This window comes from Facklamia miroungae (genome assembly GCF_012396555.1).
GTDB lineage: Bacteria > Bacillota > Bacilli > Lactobacillales > Aerococcaceae > Facklamia > Facklamia miroungae.
Window position 1 is genome coordinate 87,440 of record NZ_JAAXPS010000004.1, and the last position, 15,307, is coordinate 102,746.

Consider the following 15,307-nt stretch of genomic DNA (forward strand, 5'->3'; position numbering starts at 1 on the left):
TTTATACGATATTTTAATCAAAAATCATTCTGAACTAGGATTTTATATACTATAGTTTAAAATGTAGGTAAAATCAGTAGAGTTTCCAGCAGAAAAAATGAAATTGATTAAAATAAGAACCCTCTTAAACACCTTATCAAGTTGTTTTAAGAGGGTTTTACCTTTTGACTATTTTACTAATTGAGACAGTAATTAATTTCTTTATTTTTGAAATCACCATTGGCATAGCTATATTCATAGTCTTTAAATGCTTTTAAGGTATTTAAATCTAAAGATTCTTTTTGTAATAAATAGTTGAGTAGAGCCCCTCTCAATTTTTTACTGGTGGCTGAAGGAGCTTTTATGCTTAATTCTATATCCTTATAAAAGTTAATTTGAATGAGTTGCATTTTTTTAGGGTCTAATAAAGAAGCAAACTCATTAGAAGCCAGATTAATGACGGTTTGTTCTTCGAACACTTTATTGTAAAGAGGTTTCCACAAGCTTTTTAAGCTTTGATTTTTGATTTTTAGCGACGTATTAAAGTCTAAACGGTAGGGATTGATTGGTTGAATGGGAGAGATTGGCCCATATAAAGCAGACAGAATTTTAAGATGGTCATTGGCATAGTTCAAGTCAATTTTATCCCATTCGATTTGCCGAAAGGCAAGACCTTGATAGACTTGATAAGCCTGACGAGCTGTTTTTTCATTAATGACTTGATAACGATGATAGATATCTTGAGCAAGCTCAGCTGAGCATTTAAAGAGTTTTTCTAACTCAGTCGTATCTTTTAAGGCAAGCTCTTTAATAATGGCTTGGACGGGATCTGATTGAGGAATTAAATCATTACCGGCTACTGTATCCATCTCTTTACTGGGGGAGAAAATAATTAAAGTCATAGGCACACTCCTTTATTTAATCAGATAAGAAAAGCCCCTATTATAGAGGGGCCATTGTTTATTGAGCTTTAGCAACGGATGAAGCTTTTGGTAATTCAAAGCTAGGAAAATGTAGTTCGAATTGACCAATAATTGTTGATGAAACTAAAGTGGTAATAAAAGAAAAGATCAGATGTTGTGGTGCAATATACAGTAGTGAAAGTAATAAGACCACTCCATCTGTTAACAGATAGGCTTTTGTAATCGAGACGTGGGCTCTTTCAGAAATGACCATTGCTAGAGCATCATCGCCCCCTGCGGCACAACGTTGACTGATACATAAGCCACATCCAACTCCAATCGAAATTCCACCAAGAACTGCTGCCAAGAGGGGTTGGTTATAAAGACTCGGAAGAACAGGCCCTATCCATAAACATAGACGATAGAAAACGGCAAATAGAAATGATGCGTGAATGGCACGACGAATAAAATCTTTACCTAATAAGGATAAGCCGATAAGGTAGCAAGTAATATCTGCTAAAAAGCTTAATTTAGAAGGTTCCCAACCAAAGAAACGATAGCAGAAGAGAACTAAACCAATAACGCCACCTTCTGTAATTTTAGCGGGTATATGAATGTTTACCAATCCGAAAGCCATGATAAAGGCTCCTAATGCAATAACCAGTATTTCTTTTTTACTTAATAAAAAGCGACTCAGCAAGCGCTTAAGCATATTTACACTCCTAATTTTTTATTACACGAAGTCTCCATTAGGACACAAAAAAAGACTGCTTGTGTCGTAGGCTAACCTCGTACGGCAATCTTAAGATGGTATTGATGCTTTTTTTGTTTGCTAATTTTTCTTTAGGTAAAACTCTGAGCTTCTAGTAGTCTTTTTAGCCTTTGTAGACCCCACATCAGGTTTCAACTAGGCTCTTTATCGACTATATAGGCATCAGATAAACCCTACTGATCAAAACGATCTAACCAGTATCCATCGTAAAACGATACTATAAAAATTATAGCACGAACTAAGAATTTGGCAAATATAATTAACTTTTTAACATATATTTTTTCTTGAAGGATTAGCTTGCCTAACAAAATAGAATAGGGTAAACTAAGATTTAAAGGAAATGAAGTACTTCCTATTTACTTTAAGTAAAGTAGATAAACCGCTAATTAGCTGATGACTTCTGTGTGCTTATTTTTGCATGCAGAAGTTTTTTCATTTTAAAGGAGGAAATAAAATGTTGTGGAGTATTGGATTAGTATTAATTTTAGGCTGGATATCTGGGAAGTTATTTGAACAGTTAAATCTTCCCAAGTTGTTGGCTTATCTTTTAATCGGTATATTAATCGGACCAAATGTTCTGAATTTATTATCTGCAGACCTAACAAATTTAGCAGGTGAAATCCGTCAAACGGCTTTAATGATCATATTAATTCGGGCAGGACTCACTTTAAAAATTTCGGATTTACTAAAAGTAGGAAGACCAGCTATTTTAATGTGTTTTTTACCTGCAATTTGTGAAATTTTAGCCATTGGTTTGATTGGGCCTTATATTTTAAACATTTCTTATGTGGATTCTTTCTTATTAGCGAGTGTACTAGCGGCTGTATCCCCTGCGGTATTAGTGCCAAGAATGGTGGGGTTAATTGATCAAGGATTAGGAACAAATAAAGCGATTCCTCAGATGATCTTAGCTGGCGGAACTGCAGACGACATATTAATCTTTGTGTTGTTCGCAGCCTTTATGCAACTGGCTCAAGGTGAAGGGGTTTCAGCTACTACTATTTTATCGGCGCCTATTTCAGTGGGAACAGGTATTGGATTAGGTTATGTTATTGGGATAGGCTTAAGTTATCTTTTTGATAAATTTAAATGGGATGCTCAGCAATTTTTATTCCTATCATTAGCAATTTCCTTTTTAGTCCTTGGATTAGAAAATATAATAACAGATTTTCTACCATATTCCGGTGTATTAGCAGTTTTAGTTATATTTTTAGTGGTTCAAAGAAAAACACCCCATGTTGCAACTCAATTAACCGCATCTTATCAAAAAATATGGCAAATTGCAGAAATATTCTTATTCGTTTTCCTAGGTGTCGTAGTAAATCCAGTCCTAGCTTTAGAGGCTGGTTGGCCTGTTATCCTCATTATATTCATTGGTTTATTGTTCCGCATGGTCGGAGTGGCCTTATCCATTCTTAAGACACCATTCAATAAGCAAGAGCGTTACTTTATTATGGGTGCCTATCTACCTAAGGCTACAGTACAGGCTTCTTTAGGCGGTTTACCACTATTAGCGGGGATAGCAAGTGGTTCACTTATCCTTATCGCAGCAACCGTATCCATATTAATTACTGCTCCTTTGGGGGCAATCTTTATTGATCACTTTGCCCCTCGTTGGCTTGAAAAAGATCCTACCTTAAAATAAAAAAAAGGCCATCTAAGCACTCATTGAGAGATTAGATGGCTTTTTATTGACTAATCTGTTGCAAGACTTCCTGGCCAACTTGGGACACCTGTTGTAGCATATGTGACATTATAATTCATTTTACTTAAAAACTGGTAGGCTCTTTTTGATCTTCCAGAAGAATGACAAACTAGATAATAATCTTCATGAGGGGAGAGCGTCGTATATTTTTTTGGGAGCTCGTTTAAAGGTAGATTTTTTGAACCGGGGATATGCCCCTCACCGTATTCTTCCTTGCTTCTAACATCAATGATATTAAGAGGGCCTTCTTGTGTTTTTTGATACAGTTCTTGTATCGAAATAGTAGCTTCCATAAGTATTTTCCTTTCATCGTTTAATAAGGTAACAATTTAGTGCAAATAGTGTATTTGCAATTATTCTTAGTAGAAATAAACATTCAACTAAGCTATAATTAATATACCCATAGGGGTATATTAAACTAAAATGAGAATAGAAGTCAAGTAATCTGTTTATTTTATAAAAGATCTTAAGGAGAAGCTATGGATAATAAAGTTGAAAAGAAAAAAATAATTAATCGGTTAAAACGGTCTGAAGGTCAATTAAGAGGCATCCAAAAGATGATTGAGCATGAAAGCGATTGTATGGATATCATTACCCAATTATCGGCTGTGAGATCAAGTGTTGACCGAGTCATCGGGTTGGTTATTGTCGAAAATCTTAAAAATTGTTTATACGATTCAGAAGTAGACAAAGAATTACGTGATCGACGTCTTGAACAAGCCCTTTCTTTGATCATAAGAAAATAAAGCAAATAATTTGTTAATTAGATCATTTTGACGTATGATTTATTTATAATCATTATTAATAAGGAGTGAACGAGATGACATTTGATTTTACAGATCGTGGTAAGAAACCAGTTGTAGAGAACATTGAAGAGTGGACAAAAGCAAATGATAATTATCGGACAACGGTTTGGACTGGTAGCAAGATGCAGATGACACTGATGACTATTCAACCTGGCGATGATATTGGCTTGGAAGTTCATGAAGGAATTGATCAATTCTTAAGAATTGAATCTGGCAAGGGATTATGCCAAATGGGTCCAGCTGAAGATCAGTTAGATTTTGAACAAGAAGTTGAAGATGACTTTGCGATTTTTGTTCCGGCTGATACTTGGCACAATGTTACCAATACAGGAGATCAGCCTTTAAAACTATACACATTATATGCAGGGCCAGATCACTTACCAGGAACTGTTCACCCAACGCACGAAGACGCTGAAAATGATCCGAATGAGCATTAGTCAAATATAATGGCAGGTCTCTTGGACCTGCTTTTTTTATGGGATTTTCTGGCGTATCCAAGTCAAAGACTATACAATAGAATTAGGTTAAATAGGAGGTTGTAGATTTTATGACTCTTAGTGGAGCTCTCTATCAAACTAAAGTTGTTAACCGAGATGGTATTGAAGGCAAGACCTATGTTGATGAAAAAGAAGGGTTTGAAGTAGCCGTATCAAGTCCAATGAGTGAAAGAAAAGGAACCAATCCCGAACAACTTTTAGGGATGGCCTTAGCTACATGTTTAAAAGCAACAATCGAAGCAGAAGAAACTAGAAGAAAGATTGATCACCTTAGCCAAGTCTCAGTAAAAGTTGAATTAAGAGAAGATACTCTGGGGTACCAGTTTGTTTTAGAAACTGAGATCTCTATGCCACATCTTTCAAAACAAGAAGCTGGGTCCATTTTAGAAGTTGCGCTCCGACGTTGCCCGATGCATAAGTTATTAAAAGGAAATGCAACTTATCAGGTTCATTTAATATAATGACTGAATAGGAATAGATGGTAAATATAACGATAGGAGGATGAAAGAAATGAAAAAGGTATTTATACTTGCAAGTTTTTTAATAACTAGTTTCAGTACAGTTGCTTTTATTAAGGAGCCAGCAGAAGGTGTTTATGCTCAAAATGTGGCTTCAGTTTCGATAGACAAAGAAGTGAATATTCAAGATGTTAGACAAGCTATGAAACAATGGCAAGAAGTCGTTCAAACCTATTCATTAGAAAAGCCAAAATACACGATTGCAAGTCTTCAGGCAATGGGACCTGCTGAATTCGATCAATCTTACCATTGGATCATTTCTGATTTATATCAAGCCTACTACACTAATCTTATGGACTATTCTAGTCAAGAAGAAAAGGGAGCATCTATTGGTAATTTGAGAGAAGTTCTTTCGCATTCTTTTGGGCTGGAAAAAATGTTATTACCAGAACTAAGCAGAGCGGACCAAGATGCACTTAATCAATTACGTTTATATATAGTTTCTGCGATTATGGAATTTTATCAAGAGGGAATTCATGACAAATTACCGGGTTTCTTTACGGTTGAAGGAACAGATTTTGCAGCATATATTGATAAGTACTTAGCGCTCGATGACCAACATCTTGATCAATTAATTCGTATCAGTTTAGCCTCTAGCTTTGCACCTGAAGCATACAGTTTTAGTTTTGACGAAGAAATGTTTAATATTCCTGAAGAATTAGCTTATCCAAGTGAACAGTATGAAATGTATACAATTACGAACGGAGTATTTGTGCAAGATGTCGGTGGAACGACACCTTATTATTTCCACGTACCGACAGGTGAAATTACAGAAGGTCATTTAGCCTCTCCCGATCTCCATCCACTAGTAAGCTATAATTGGTCAGAAGTTTATGGTCGTGAGATTAAAAACTATTATCCAGCCTATCAAACTCAAGCCATTCAAACGAACGCGAAGAAATATCCAAGCGATTGGACAGCTGATCAAAGCCAGGAACTCGTTAAAGCAGTCAAAAACTGGGAAGTTAAAATGGGACAAAAGTATGAATTTGTTACTTCAGCTACCCCATTAAACTTTTTGGGCGGAGACCTTCCTTTAAAATCAATGATTATCTCTTTAGATGGTCAGGAGCGAAAAGCCTATTATCAAGCTGACCAAGTAAAGGATAACGAAATTAATATTTTAATGGCTATGACAGATATTCGTGATCAAGAAAATCCAAAGCCAGAACGTCATTTCTATTTATTTGTTGAAGATAAAGGACAAGCTCGTGTTTTAATTACTATGGAAGGCCCGGATGAATCTGCTATCCACCATTTTAAGGATACGGCCAATTCGGCATTAGACCAAATTTTTAAAACAATTTATTAACAAGTAGCTATTACTAGACAGATTCTCAATCAATCTGTCTTTTTTTGTGCTTCAATATCTAAAACTTAAAAGCTAAATCGCCTGAAAATGAATTGGCAAGCAATTTGATAAAATATATAATAGATCCGATTAGAAAAATTTTAGGAGTGATAAAATGGATGGGATTACGGTCACAGCAATTGGTGCTTTGTTAGGTCTTTTATTAGCAATCCTATTAATCTTTAAGAAAGTACCAGCATTTTACGCTTTATTTGTAGGTGCTCTAGTAGGGGGATTGTTAGGGGGCGCAAATTTAGTAGAAACTATTAGTCTAATGACTAATGGCGCACAGGGTATGACCACTTCGATTTTAAGAATTTTAGCAGCGGGGATTTTAGCAGGTGTCTTAATCAAAACAGGATCAGCAGCTGCTATCGCTCATGCTATTATTAAAGGCTTGGGACGCGAAAGAGCTTTGTTAGCGATTGCTATTGCTACAATGATCTTAACCTTTGTCGGTGTTTTTATTGATATTTCAGTAATTACCGTTGCGCCCATTGCCTTAGAAATCGGGAAAGAATTGGGCTATTCGCGTACGGCCTTACTCATGGCTATGATAGGTGGTGGAAAGTCGGGGAATATAATTTCACCCAATCCCAACTCAATCGCAGTATCAGACGGCTTCGGTGTTTCCTTAACGCAGGTCATGCTCGCTGGAATTATTCCCGCGCTAATTGGCGTTCTTTTTACAGCTTGGTTGGCTAAAACTTTAATTAAAAAAGGTAGTCAAATTGAAAACACAGGGACACCTATTGAAGAACAATCGGTAGAAAATCTACCCCACTTATGGAGAGCGCTTTCGGGTCCTTTTTTAGCTATTCTATTATTAGCTATGCGCCCATTATTTAATATTATTATTGATCCGATGTTAGCTCTTCCTTTGGGCGGTCTGTTCGGTCTTTTAGTAGTAGGACAATTCAAACACGTTCAAGAATATATCCAGTACGGTTTAAGTAAAATGATGCATGTGGCGATTATTCTTTTAGGTACAGGATTAATAGCAGGTGTCATTACGAACTCGACTTTAGGAGATGTCTTAACGAATAGTTTAAATAGTCTTGGCTTACCTGCCTATCTCTTAGCGCCTTTAGCAGGTATTTTCATGAGTGCAGCTACCGCTTCAACAACTTCTGGTTCAGCAGTAGGCTCAGCTGTTTTCTCACAAACGATTCTTTCATCGGGTGTGGCACCAATTAATGGAGCTGCAATGTTACATGCTGGAGCGACTGTCTTAGATCATTTGCCTCATGGTTCATTCTTTCATGCCACAGGAGGATCCGTCTCAGCGGATTTCAAAGAATGTTTAAAATTGATTCCGTATGAATCATTGGTAGGATTAGTCTTGACGCTTATTTCCACGCTTATTTATGGTGTGTTTGGAGGTTAGTATTAAATGAAAATTGTAATTGCTTGTGATTCTTTTAAAGAGGCTATTTCAGCCAAACAAGCTTGTTATGCAATAAAAAAGGGTATTGAACAAGTTTTTCCTGATGCAGAAATTGTGCAAGTACCTATGGCAGATGGTGGAGAGGGAACCACAGAAGCTTTAATCGATGCCAGTCAAGGAAGTTATCATAGGATTCAAGTTCAAGGACCATTGGGTGATGAGGTTCAAGCGCGATATGATCTTTTAGGAGACGGGCAAACAGCAGTCATTGAAATGGCAAGTGCTTCAGGAATTCACTTAGTTAAGAAAGAAAATCGTAATCCTCTGCTTGCTTCCACTTATGGGACAGGACAGGTAATTAAGACCTGCTTAGATCAGGGCATACGGTCCTTCATATTAGGTATTGGCGGATCTGCAACTAATGACGGAGGTGCAGGTATGGCTCAAGCCTTAGGCTATCGACTTTTGGATAAAAAAGGGAAAGAAATAGCGCTAGGTAATCAAGGGCTGGCTCATTTAGATCGTATAGATTCCTACTCTGCTCATCCTGCCCTAGCGGAGGCTCGTTTTAAAGTAGCATGTGATGTCAATAATCCGCTTTATGGTCCTCAAGGAGCATCGGCTGTTTTTGGTCCACAAAAAGGGGCAACCTCAGAAATGATTGCTCATTTAGACGCTAATCTTGAACATTTTTCCCGAATAATTTATCGAGATTTGGGACGTGAAGTAGCTCATGTTGCTGGGGCTGGAGCTGCTGGAGGGTTAGGTGCTGGATTATTGGCTTTCACTCAGGCTGAATTACAAAGAGGAATTGATATTGTTATTGAGACAGTACATCTGAAGGAAGCCTTAGAAGGTGTTGATATTTGCTTCACAGGTGAAGGTCAAATTGATCATCAAACCCAGTATGGTAAAACACCTTTTGGTGTGATGCGATTAGCTAAAAAAGTAGCTCCCCAATCAAAAGTGATTGCTTTGTGTGGGTCTGTTGGTAAAGAAATTGAAAATCTTTATCAATTAGGTTTTGATGGGATTTTTAGTATTACGCCTGGACCGAGTTCTTTAGAAGACTTATTACCAGACACGCAAGAAAACTTAACTGCAAGCAGTCGAGCCATCAGTCAAATGTTATTAAAATAAAGAAAACAAACCACCATTGATGATAAAATCAGTCAGTGGTGGTTTTATTACTCTATTGTGCTACCCAATGGTTTGGTTTCACTTGTGTAAGAACCTCTTTATTAAGTATTTCAGGATTAGCTTGATAATGGATTCGTTGACGTTGGCGTTCATAGTCAGGATCTGGTAAAGGAATGGCTGATAGTAATGATTGAGTATAAGCATGTATGGGGTTTGCATATAACTCTTCAGCATCAGCTAACTCTAAAATGCGTCCACGGTTCATAATCGCAATGCGATCACTCACGTATTTAACCATGGATAAATCATGAGCTATAAAGAGATAAGTGAGCCCCTTAGATTCTTTCAGTTCTTGCAATAAGTTAACTACTTGGGCTTGAATAGAAACATCCAAAGCAGATATAGGTTCATCAGCAACAATGAATTTCGGTTCGACTGCTAAGGCACGAGCAATGCCGATACGTTGTCGTTGACCACCAGAAAATTCATGAGGGTAGCGACTTGCATGATCGCTATTAAGACCAACATCTTTCAAGAGTTGATTTACCTTTTCGTCTCTTTCCTCTTTCGATTTTGCAAGTTGATGAATATCAATGCCTTCTGCAATAATATCACGAACCTTCATGCGGGGATTTAAGGAAGCATAGGGGTCTTGAAAGATCATTTGTATTTCTTTGTGAAATTTTAAGCGTTCTTTTTGATTGTAGTTACTAGATAAAGATTTACCTTGAAAGATAATTTCACCACTTGTCGGTTGATAAAGATTAACAATCGCTCGACCGATCGTTGATTTACCCGAACCGGATTCGCCTACTAGACCGAAGGTTTCACCGGGGTAAATTTCAAAGGAAACATCGTTAACAGCTTTAATTTCTTTATCTGTTCCTGGGTAGTAATATTGTTTTAAATTTTTGACTTGTAAGATGGGTGTTTTATCATTCATAAGAAACCTCCTTCCTAGCTAACTTGTCGTGTGTTTGTTTTTCTTGGTAGTGACGATAGCGTTCTTGAATAGATGCAGGAGGAGTTATTTTGGGGGCCATTGGATGCAATAGCCAGGTGGCCGCATAATGACCAGGACTCACTTCAAACATAGGGGGTTCTTCTTCAAAATCAATGGCTAGTGCAAATTCAGAACGATAGGCAAAAGCATCACCTTTTGGAGGGTTCAAAAGATCAGGTGGACTGCCAGGAATGGCATATAGATGATCTTGCTTAGAGATAGTTGGCATAGCGGTTAATAATCCCCAAGTGTATGGATGTTGGGGATGATAATAGATATCATCGACCGAACCGATTTCAACAATTTTCCCAGCATACATGACGGCTATTCGATCAGCCACGTTGGCAACAACTCCTAAATCGTGGGTGATAAAGATAATGGTCATATTTTTTTCTTTCTGAATCTTTTCTAACAATTCAATAATTTGTGCTTGAATGGTTACATCCAGGGCTGTCGTTGGTTCGTCTGCAATGAGCACTTCAGGATCACCTGCTAATGCAATAGCAATCACAATTCTTTGTCTTTGTCCTCCCGAAAACTGGTGCGGATAATGATCGATTCTTGTTTCGGCTTGAATAATACCACATAAATCTAATAAGTTTATTGCTTCTTTTCGCGCATCGGAATGACTAAATCCGCGTTTGCGAATTAATATTTCTGTTATTTGCCGACCAATCGTCAAAGTAGGATTTAGAGCAGTCATTGGATCTTGAAAGATCATGGCAATTTGACTGCCGCGAATATTTTCCATTTCTTTTTTGGACAGTTTTAAAAGATTCTGATCATGATAAATAATTTCTCCTGCTTCAATCGTGGCGTTTTTAGCAAGCAAGCCCATCAAAGAACGAGTGGTCACTGATTTCCCAGAACCTGATTCTCCAACAATAGCTAATGTTTCACCAGGATATAAGGATAAATCAATACCACGAATGGCTTTTAAATTGCCGGCATAGGTTTTGAAGGAAATAGTTAAGTCTTTTATTTGAATAATAGCCTCTGTCATGAAGTCACCTACTCTTTCATTTTAGGGTCAAATGCATCACGGAGTCCGTCCGCTAATAAGTTAAATGATAACATAATGAGCGAAATAACAGCTGCTGGGTACCACATTAAATGCGGTAGGAAACGAAATGTTTTATAGCCTTCACTAAGCAAGGTACCCAATGAGGCATTAGGCGCAGGGATACCAATTCCTATGAAACTTAAGAACGATTCAAAGAAGATAGCTGAAGGAATCGCAAACATCATCTGTACGATAATAATTCCTAACATATTAGGAAGAATGTGTTTTAATAGAATTTTGCTGGTTGATTGGCCTAAGACTCTTGCTGCTAAGACATATTCTTGCTGTTTTAAACGGAGAGTCTGTGCTCTGACGACCCTAGACATCGAAATCCAAGAGGTAAGAGCGATGGTAATGATAATGGATAATAAACCAGGTTGCAGAACTAAAAGCATCAAGACAACAATAACAAGGTTGGGAACTCCTGAAATAATTTCTAGTATTCGCTGCATTATCGTATCAATTTTACCACCTAGCCAACCAGATATCATACCATATGTGACACCAATTATAACGTTGATTAAAACAGCGATAACAGCTACTAAAAGGGAGATACGGGTACCGTATAATATGCGGGAGAGGAGATCACGACCTAACCCATCTGTTCCTAAATAATAATAAGTTCCTTCTGGAACATTCGCATTTTGATAGGCATCTACTAGAGCTCCCCCACGGTTAATACTCTTACCACTGAACCATGAGATCCCTTCTAATCCAGGAATTTTGGGAGGGAGATTGGCTTGTGCTGGATTTTGTTGGAAGGGTGAAGAAGGTGCCACCCAAGGTGCCAAAATAGCTAGTGCTAAGATTAAAACCACAAAGAATAGTGAGATCATTGCTCCTTTATTCTTTTTTAAGCGGCGCCATGAATCCTGAAGGAAGTTTAAGGAAGGGGCCTCAATTTTTTCGTTTTCTTCACTTTGAATGGAAATTTTTGGTTGAAAGAGAGTTGGATCAAAAGTTTGAGTAGAGTTCGTTTGAGAAACATTGCTGGATATATGAGTGGAATTTTCAAGGGTCATCTTTAACTACCTCCTTCAACTTGACGCATTCTTGGGTCAATAAAGCCATATAGAATATCAACGATTAATATTATGACAACTAGTAAAACAGAGTACATAATAGTGATTCCCATGATTGTTGGATAATCATTTACTAAGATTGATTTGGTAAACTGTTCTCCGATACCAGGGATAGAAAAAATTTGTTCAATCACTAAAGATCCTGTCATGGCGGCGGCTGTCATCGGTCCAACAATCGTTAATAGAGGGATGATAGCATTACGTAAAGCATGCTTAGTTACAACATAAAATTTTGAAAAACCTTTAGCGGTTGCTAATTCAATATAGTCAGAATGTAAAACTTCAATCATCTCTGTTCTAACGAATCGAGCGGATTCTGCCATTGGAGAAATAGCTAGAGCGAGGCTTGGTAAAATAGTCGAAGCATAACCGTCACGCCAGAAAGCGATTGGGAGCCAATCTAACCAAACGGCAAAGATAAATTGAAGCACAACTGCATAGACAAAATTTGGTACGGATCGTCCACCAATCGCAAAGACGGAGGTAAAGGTATCAATCCATGTGTTTTGCTTTACAGCTGCGATCATACCCAAGATGGTACCAATAATCACGCCGAACCCGATTGCTTGAGCACCCAAAATCATAGAAGGACCCGCTCGGTCAAAAATAATTTTAGTAACGGGTAAATTGTTATACTGGAAGGAAACACCTAGGTCACCTTTTAATATATTACCCAAGTAAGAAAAATAACGAATATATAATGGTTGATTTAAACCATATTTTTCATTCAGTAATTGAAGTTGTGTCTCAGTTAAGAGATCTTGATTGGCAAAGGGTGATCCAGGTAAAAATTGTAAAAGAAAAAAAGTTACCGAAATAATAATCCAAAGTGTGATTAACATATAAAAAATACGCCGGATCACAAATTTTGTATAGGAACTCATGTTCATCCACCTTTCATATAGTTTAATTCTAAACATTTTAAATGGCTTTGTCTTATAAATACCTTTCCAATCTGGAATTTATAAATAGTAAGATTATTGTATCAGCATTACACTTATCTTACTATGTGAAGTTGAATGGATAAAGTAAACTTATTTAGTTTTCAGATGTAGAGGCTGATAGGTCAAAGTAAACTATTTAGATTGTCATAAATGAGAGTAGTATACCGTATTTTTGTAGATTGACAAGTAAAATGCTTAAGCTATTCAGCAAAAATAGAAAAAAACTGTAAAATGAAAAGAAAAAGTTTTTTCATAATAATGATAATGGTTAAGCAGAGTATAAAAAAGATGAAGGGAAAATGCTGGTGATAGTTGAGCAAGCTAAAAAATTTATTAAGCTTTACGAATTAAAAAAAGCTCTCTCCAATGAATGATCGCTAGGAGGGAGCTTTAAAAATTTTTCAATGACTAATCGTTATTATTTTAAGCATGTGGATTTATTCTGCAGTTCGATAAGTTGTTCTTAAATTAATGGTCCGTCCAAATGGTAGAACTTCGAATCCTTCAACGGTATTATCAAGTAAGTAAGTGGTAGAAGCTTGATAAAATGAAGACTGTGAAGCTTCTTCACCGACCGCAATCTTTTCTGCTTCAATTAGTGCTTGACGACGTTTGTGTGGATCGTTTGCAAATTCATTTCTTGCTTGGTCAATTAGTTGATCAACCTTTTCGTTGGAATATTGGCCGAAGTTGATGCCGCCATCTGATTCCATTTGTTCTACAAAGTTGATAGCATCTTGATAGTCAGGCGCCCATGTTCCATAAAAGAAGTCAAAATCAAGCGATCTTTGTAATTCGAGACGGTTTTGTAAAGGGACTGATCGAATAGTAATCGTCAAGCCTGGAAGATTTTGCATTAACTGAGCTTGAATATATTCGGCTGTCCGACTTGCTAAATCGGAGTCTGAAATGAGTAATTGTAACTCAATTTGATCTTTGCCTAATTCTTCTTTCGCTGTTTCCCAATTTTTCTGAGCGGCTTCGACATTGTAGGTCAATAGTTCGCCAGCCTCTTCACGGTAGTCTACTCCATCATCATTAATATCAAAACCAGAAGGGACAAAACCGTTTAGAGAGGTTGAGCCATCTTGGATAACAGATTGAGTATAAGTATCTTTATCAATGGCTTGTAGAATTGCCCGACGGAGGGCGATGTTATTGGTGGGTTCTTTAGTAGCATTGAATTGTAAATGACCGATAGTGGCTTTTGGAATTTGATGGAAGAATTCAGCTCCTGTGTATTGACCAACAAACTGATCATTAAGAATAGTGTAGTCTAATTCACCTGCATCAAATAGATCCGCCCCAGTACCTGTTTCTTTTACAACCGATACTTGTACTTCATCTAAAAAGACATTTTCAGCATCCCAATAGTTTGGATTTTTAACTAATTTCCATTCTAAGCTAGTTCCTTCCCAACCTTCAATTAAGAAGGGTCCATTCATGGCAATAGCATCTGTACTTGTACCATAAGACTGGCCTTTTTCTTCGACTACTTTCTGGTTAACAGGCATAAAGCGAGAACCAGTGAGTAATTTTGGTAAGTAGGGTGCAGGATATTCTAATTCAATAACCAATGTTTTTTCATCCGGAGCGGTAACTCCTAATTCTGAAAGTTCTGCTTCACTATTACGAACTTTACTAGCATTTTTAAAGACTTCGACAGATGAAGAAGTATTGGCATTGTTTGGGTCTACAAGTCTTTGATAAGTGAAGACATAATCCTCAGCTGTAACAGGGTCACCATTAGACCAAACCAAGCCATCTCTTAAAGTAAAGGTATAAGTTAGTCCATCTTCAGAAATATCGACTTTTTCAGCTTGTCCAAGTTCAACCTCGCTACCCGTTGATACACGATAAAGACCTTCAAAAATTTGACCGATCATATCCGAAGAAGGGGTGTCATTATATAGCATTGAATCTAACGTTGCCAATTCTCCAATAGACATGATGGATAACTTTTGTTCGACATTTGGATCGATTTCTTGCGCTGAAACAGTCGAAAGGTTTCCAACAAGAATAACAGTGACTGCGAGGGAGATAGTGATAAGTTTGAATAATTTATTTTTCATAAGCCACTCCTTATATTTTTTCTTTAATATATCACAGATAAGTAAAAAACTCACAAAATAAGATTGATAACAATTGATAAAAAAAG

The 15,307-nt window shown here is 37.1% G+C and carries 15 protein-coding genes and 1 riboswitch; of the genes, 7 read left to right on the plus strand and 8 right to left on the minus strand.

What is annotated here, in order from left to right:
• Positions 1–176: 176 nt before the first annotated feature.
• Both HF969_RS05455 and HF969_RS05460 read right to left on the minus strand, forming a co-directional pair.
• Entirely contained in the window at positions 177–881 is a 705-nt protein-coding gene (locus HF969_RS05455) for a YaaA family protein (RefSeq protein ID WP_090289832.1), read from the minus strand.
• Positions 882–939: 58 nt separating this feature from the next.
• A complete protein-coding gene (locus tag HF969_RS05460) occupies positions 940–1,593 on the minus strand; it encodes a YitT family protein (RefSeq protein WP_090289831.1) in 654 nt (217 codons plus the stop codon).
• Between the two features lie 387 nt (positions 1,594–1,980).
• Positions 1,981–2,063, plus strand: a riboswitch (Fluoride riboswitch).
• A 44-nt stretch (positions 2,064–2,107) separates the two neighbouring features.
• Here HF969_RS05460 and HF969_RS05465 point away from each other — a divergent pair.
• Complete coding sequence (locus tag HF969_RS05465) at positions 2,108–3,298, plus strand: cation:proton antiporter (RefSeq protein WP_090289830.1); 1,191 nt, start codon at positions 2,108–2,110, stop codon at positions 3,296–3,298.
• 50 nt (positions 3,299–3,348) lie between these two features.
• Here the strand turns inward: HF969_RS05465 and HF969_RS05470 are convergent, their stop codons facing one another.
• Positions 3,349–3,651, minus strand: a complete 303-nt coding sequence (locus HF969_RS05470) for a rhodanese-like domain-containing protein (protein WP_090289829.1) — start codon at positions 3,649–3,651, stop codon at positions 3,349–3,351.
• A 186-nt stretch (positions 3,652–3,837) separates the two neighbouring features.
• Here HF969_RS05470 and HF969_RS05475 point away from each other — a divergent pair, with 186 nt between their 5' ends.
• From HF969_RS05475 to HF969_RS05500, 6 genes are all read left to right on the plus strand, one after another.
• Entirely contained in the window at positions 3,838–4,104 is a 267-nt protein-coding gene (locus HF969_RS05475; RefSeq protein ID WP_090289828.1) for a metal-sensitive transcriptional regulator, read from the plus strand.
• A gap of 74 nt (positions 4,105–4,178) precedes the next feature.
• Positions 4,179–4,601: a cupin domain-containing protein gene (locus HF969_RS05480; protein WP_090289827.1), complete on the plus strand. Its 423-nt coding sequence runs from the start codon at positions 4,179–4,181 to the stop codon at positions 4,599–4,601.
• A gap of 110 nt (positions 4,602–4,711) precedes the next feature.
• Entirely contained in the window at positions 4,712–5,122 is a 411-nt protein-coding gene (locus tag HF969_RS05485; RefSeq protein ID WP_090289826.1) for an OsmC family protein, read from the plus strand.
• Between the two features lie 49 nt (positions 5,123–5,171).
• A complete protein-coding gene (locus HF969_RS05490) occupies positions 5,172–6,491 on the plus strand; it encodes a DUF4767 domain-containing protein (RefSeq protein ID WP_168427167.1) in 1,320 nt (439 codons plus the stop codon).
• A 154-nt stretch (positions 6,492–6,645) separates the two neighbouring features.
• On the plus strand, positions 6,646–7,917 hold the full coding sequence (locus HF969_RS05495; RefSeq protein WP_090289824.1) for a GntP family permease: 1,272 nt from the start codon (positions 6,646–6,648) through the stop codon (positions 7,915–7,917).
• Between the two features lie 6 nt (positions 7,918–7,923).
• Positions 7,924–9,057 (plus strand): glycerate kinase, encoded by a 1,134-nt coding sequence (locus tag HF969_RS05500; protein ID WP_090289823.1) that lies wholly within the window; start codon positions 7,924–7,926, stop codon positions 9,055–9,057.
• A 52-nt stretch (positions 9,058–9,109) separates the two neighbouring features.
• Here HF969_RS05500 and HF969_RS05505 read toward each other — a convergent pair whose 3' ends face one another.
• The 5 genes from HF969_RS05505 to HF969_RS05525 form a co-directional block, all read right to left on the minus strand.
• A complete protein-coding gene (locus HF969_RS05505; RefSeq protein WP_090289822.1) occupies positions 9,110–10,000 on the minus strand; it encodes an ABC transporter ATP-binding protein in 891 nt (296 codons plus the stop codon).
• The gene (locus HF969_RS05510; RefSeq protein ID WP_090289821.1) at positions 9,993–11,063 is read right to left on the minus strand and encodes an ABC transporter ATP-binding protein; all 1,071 of its coding nucleotides are present in this window, start codon (positions 11,061–11,063) and stop codon (positions 9,993–9,995) included. Before HF969_RS05510 ends, HF969_RS05505 begins: the two co-directional genes overlap by 8 nt.
• 8 nt (positions 11,064–11,071) lie before the next feature.
• A complete protein-coding gene (gene opp3C / locus HF969_RS05515) occupies positions 11,072–12,145 on the minus strand; it encodes an oligopeptide ABC transporter permease (protein ID WP_090289820.1) in 1,074 nt (357 codons plus the stop codon).
• 2 nt (positions 12,146–12,147) lie between these two features.
• Positions 12,148–13,089 carry an ABC transporter permease gene (locus tag HF969_RS05520; protein ID WP_090289819.1) on the minus strand — a complete coding sequence of 314 codons (942 nt, stop codon included), beginning with the start codon at positions 13,087–13,089 and terminating at the stop codon, positions 12,148–12,150.
• A gap of 497 nt (positions 13,090–13,586) precedes the next feature.
• Complete coding sequence (locus HF969_RS05525; protein WP_090289818.1) at positions 13,587–15,221, minus strand: peptide ABC transporter substrate-binding protein; 1,635 nt, start codon at positions 15,219–15,221, stop codon at positions 13,587–13,589.
• Between the last annotated feature and the right edge of the window lie 86 nt (positions 15,222–15,307).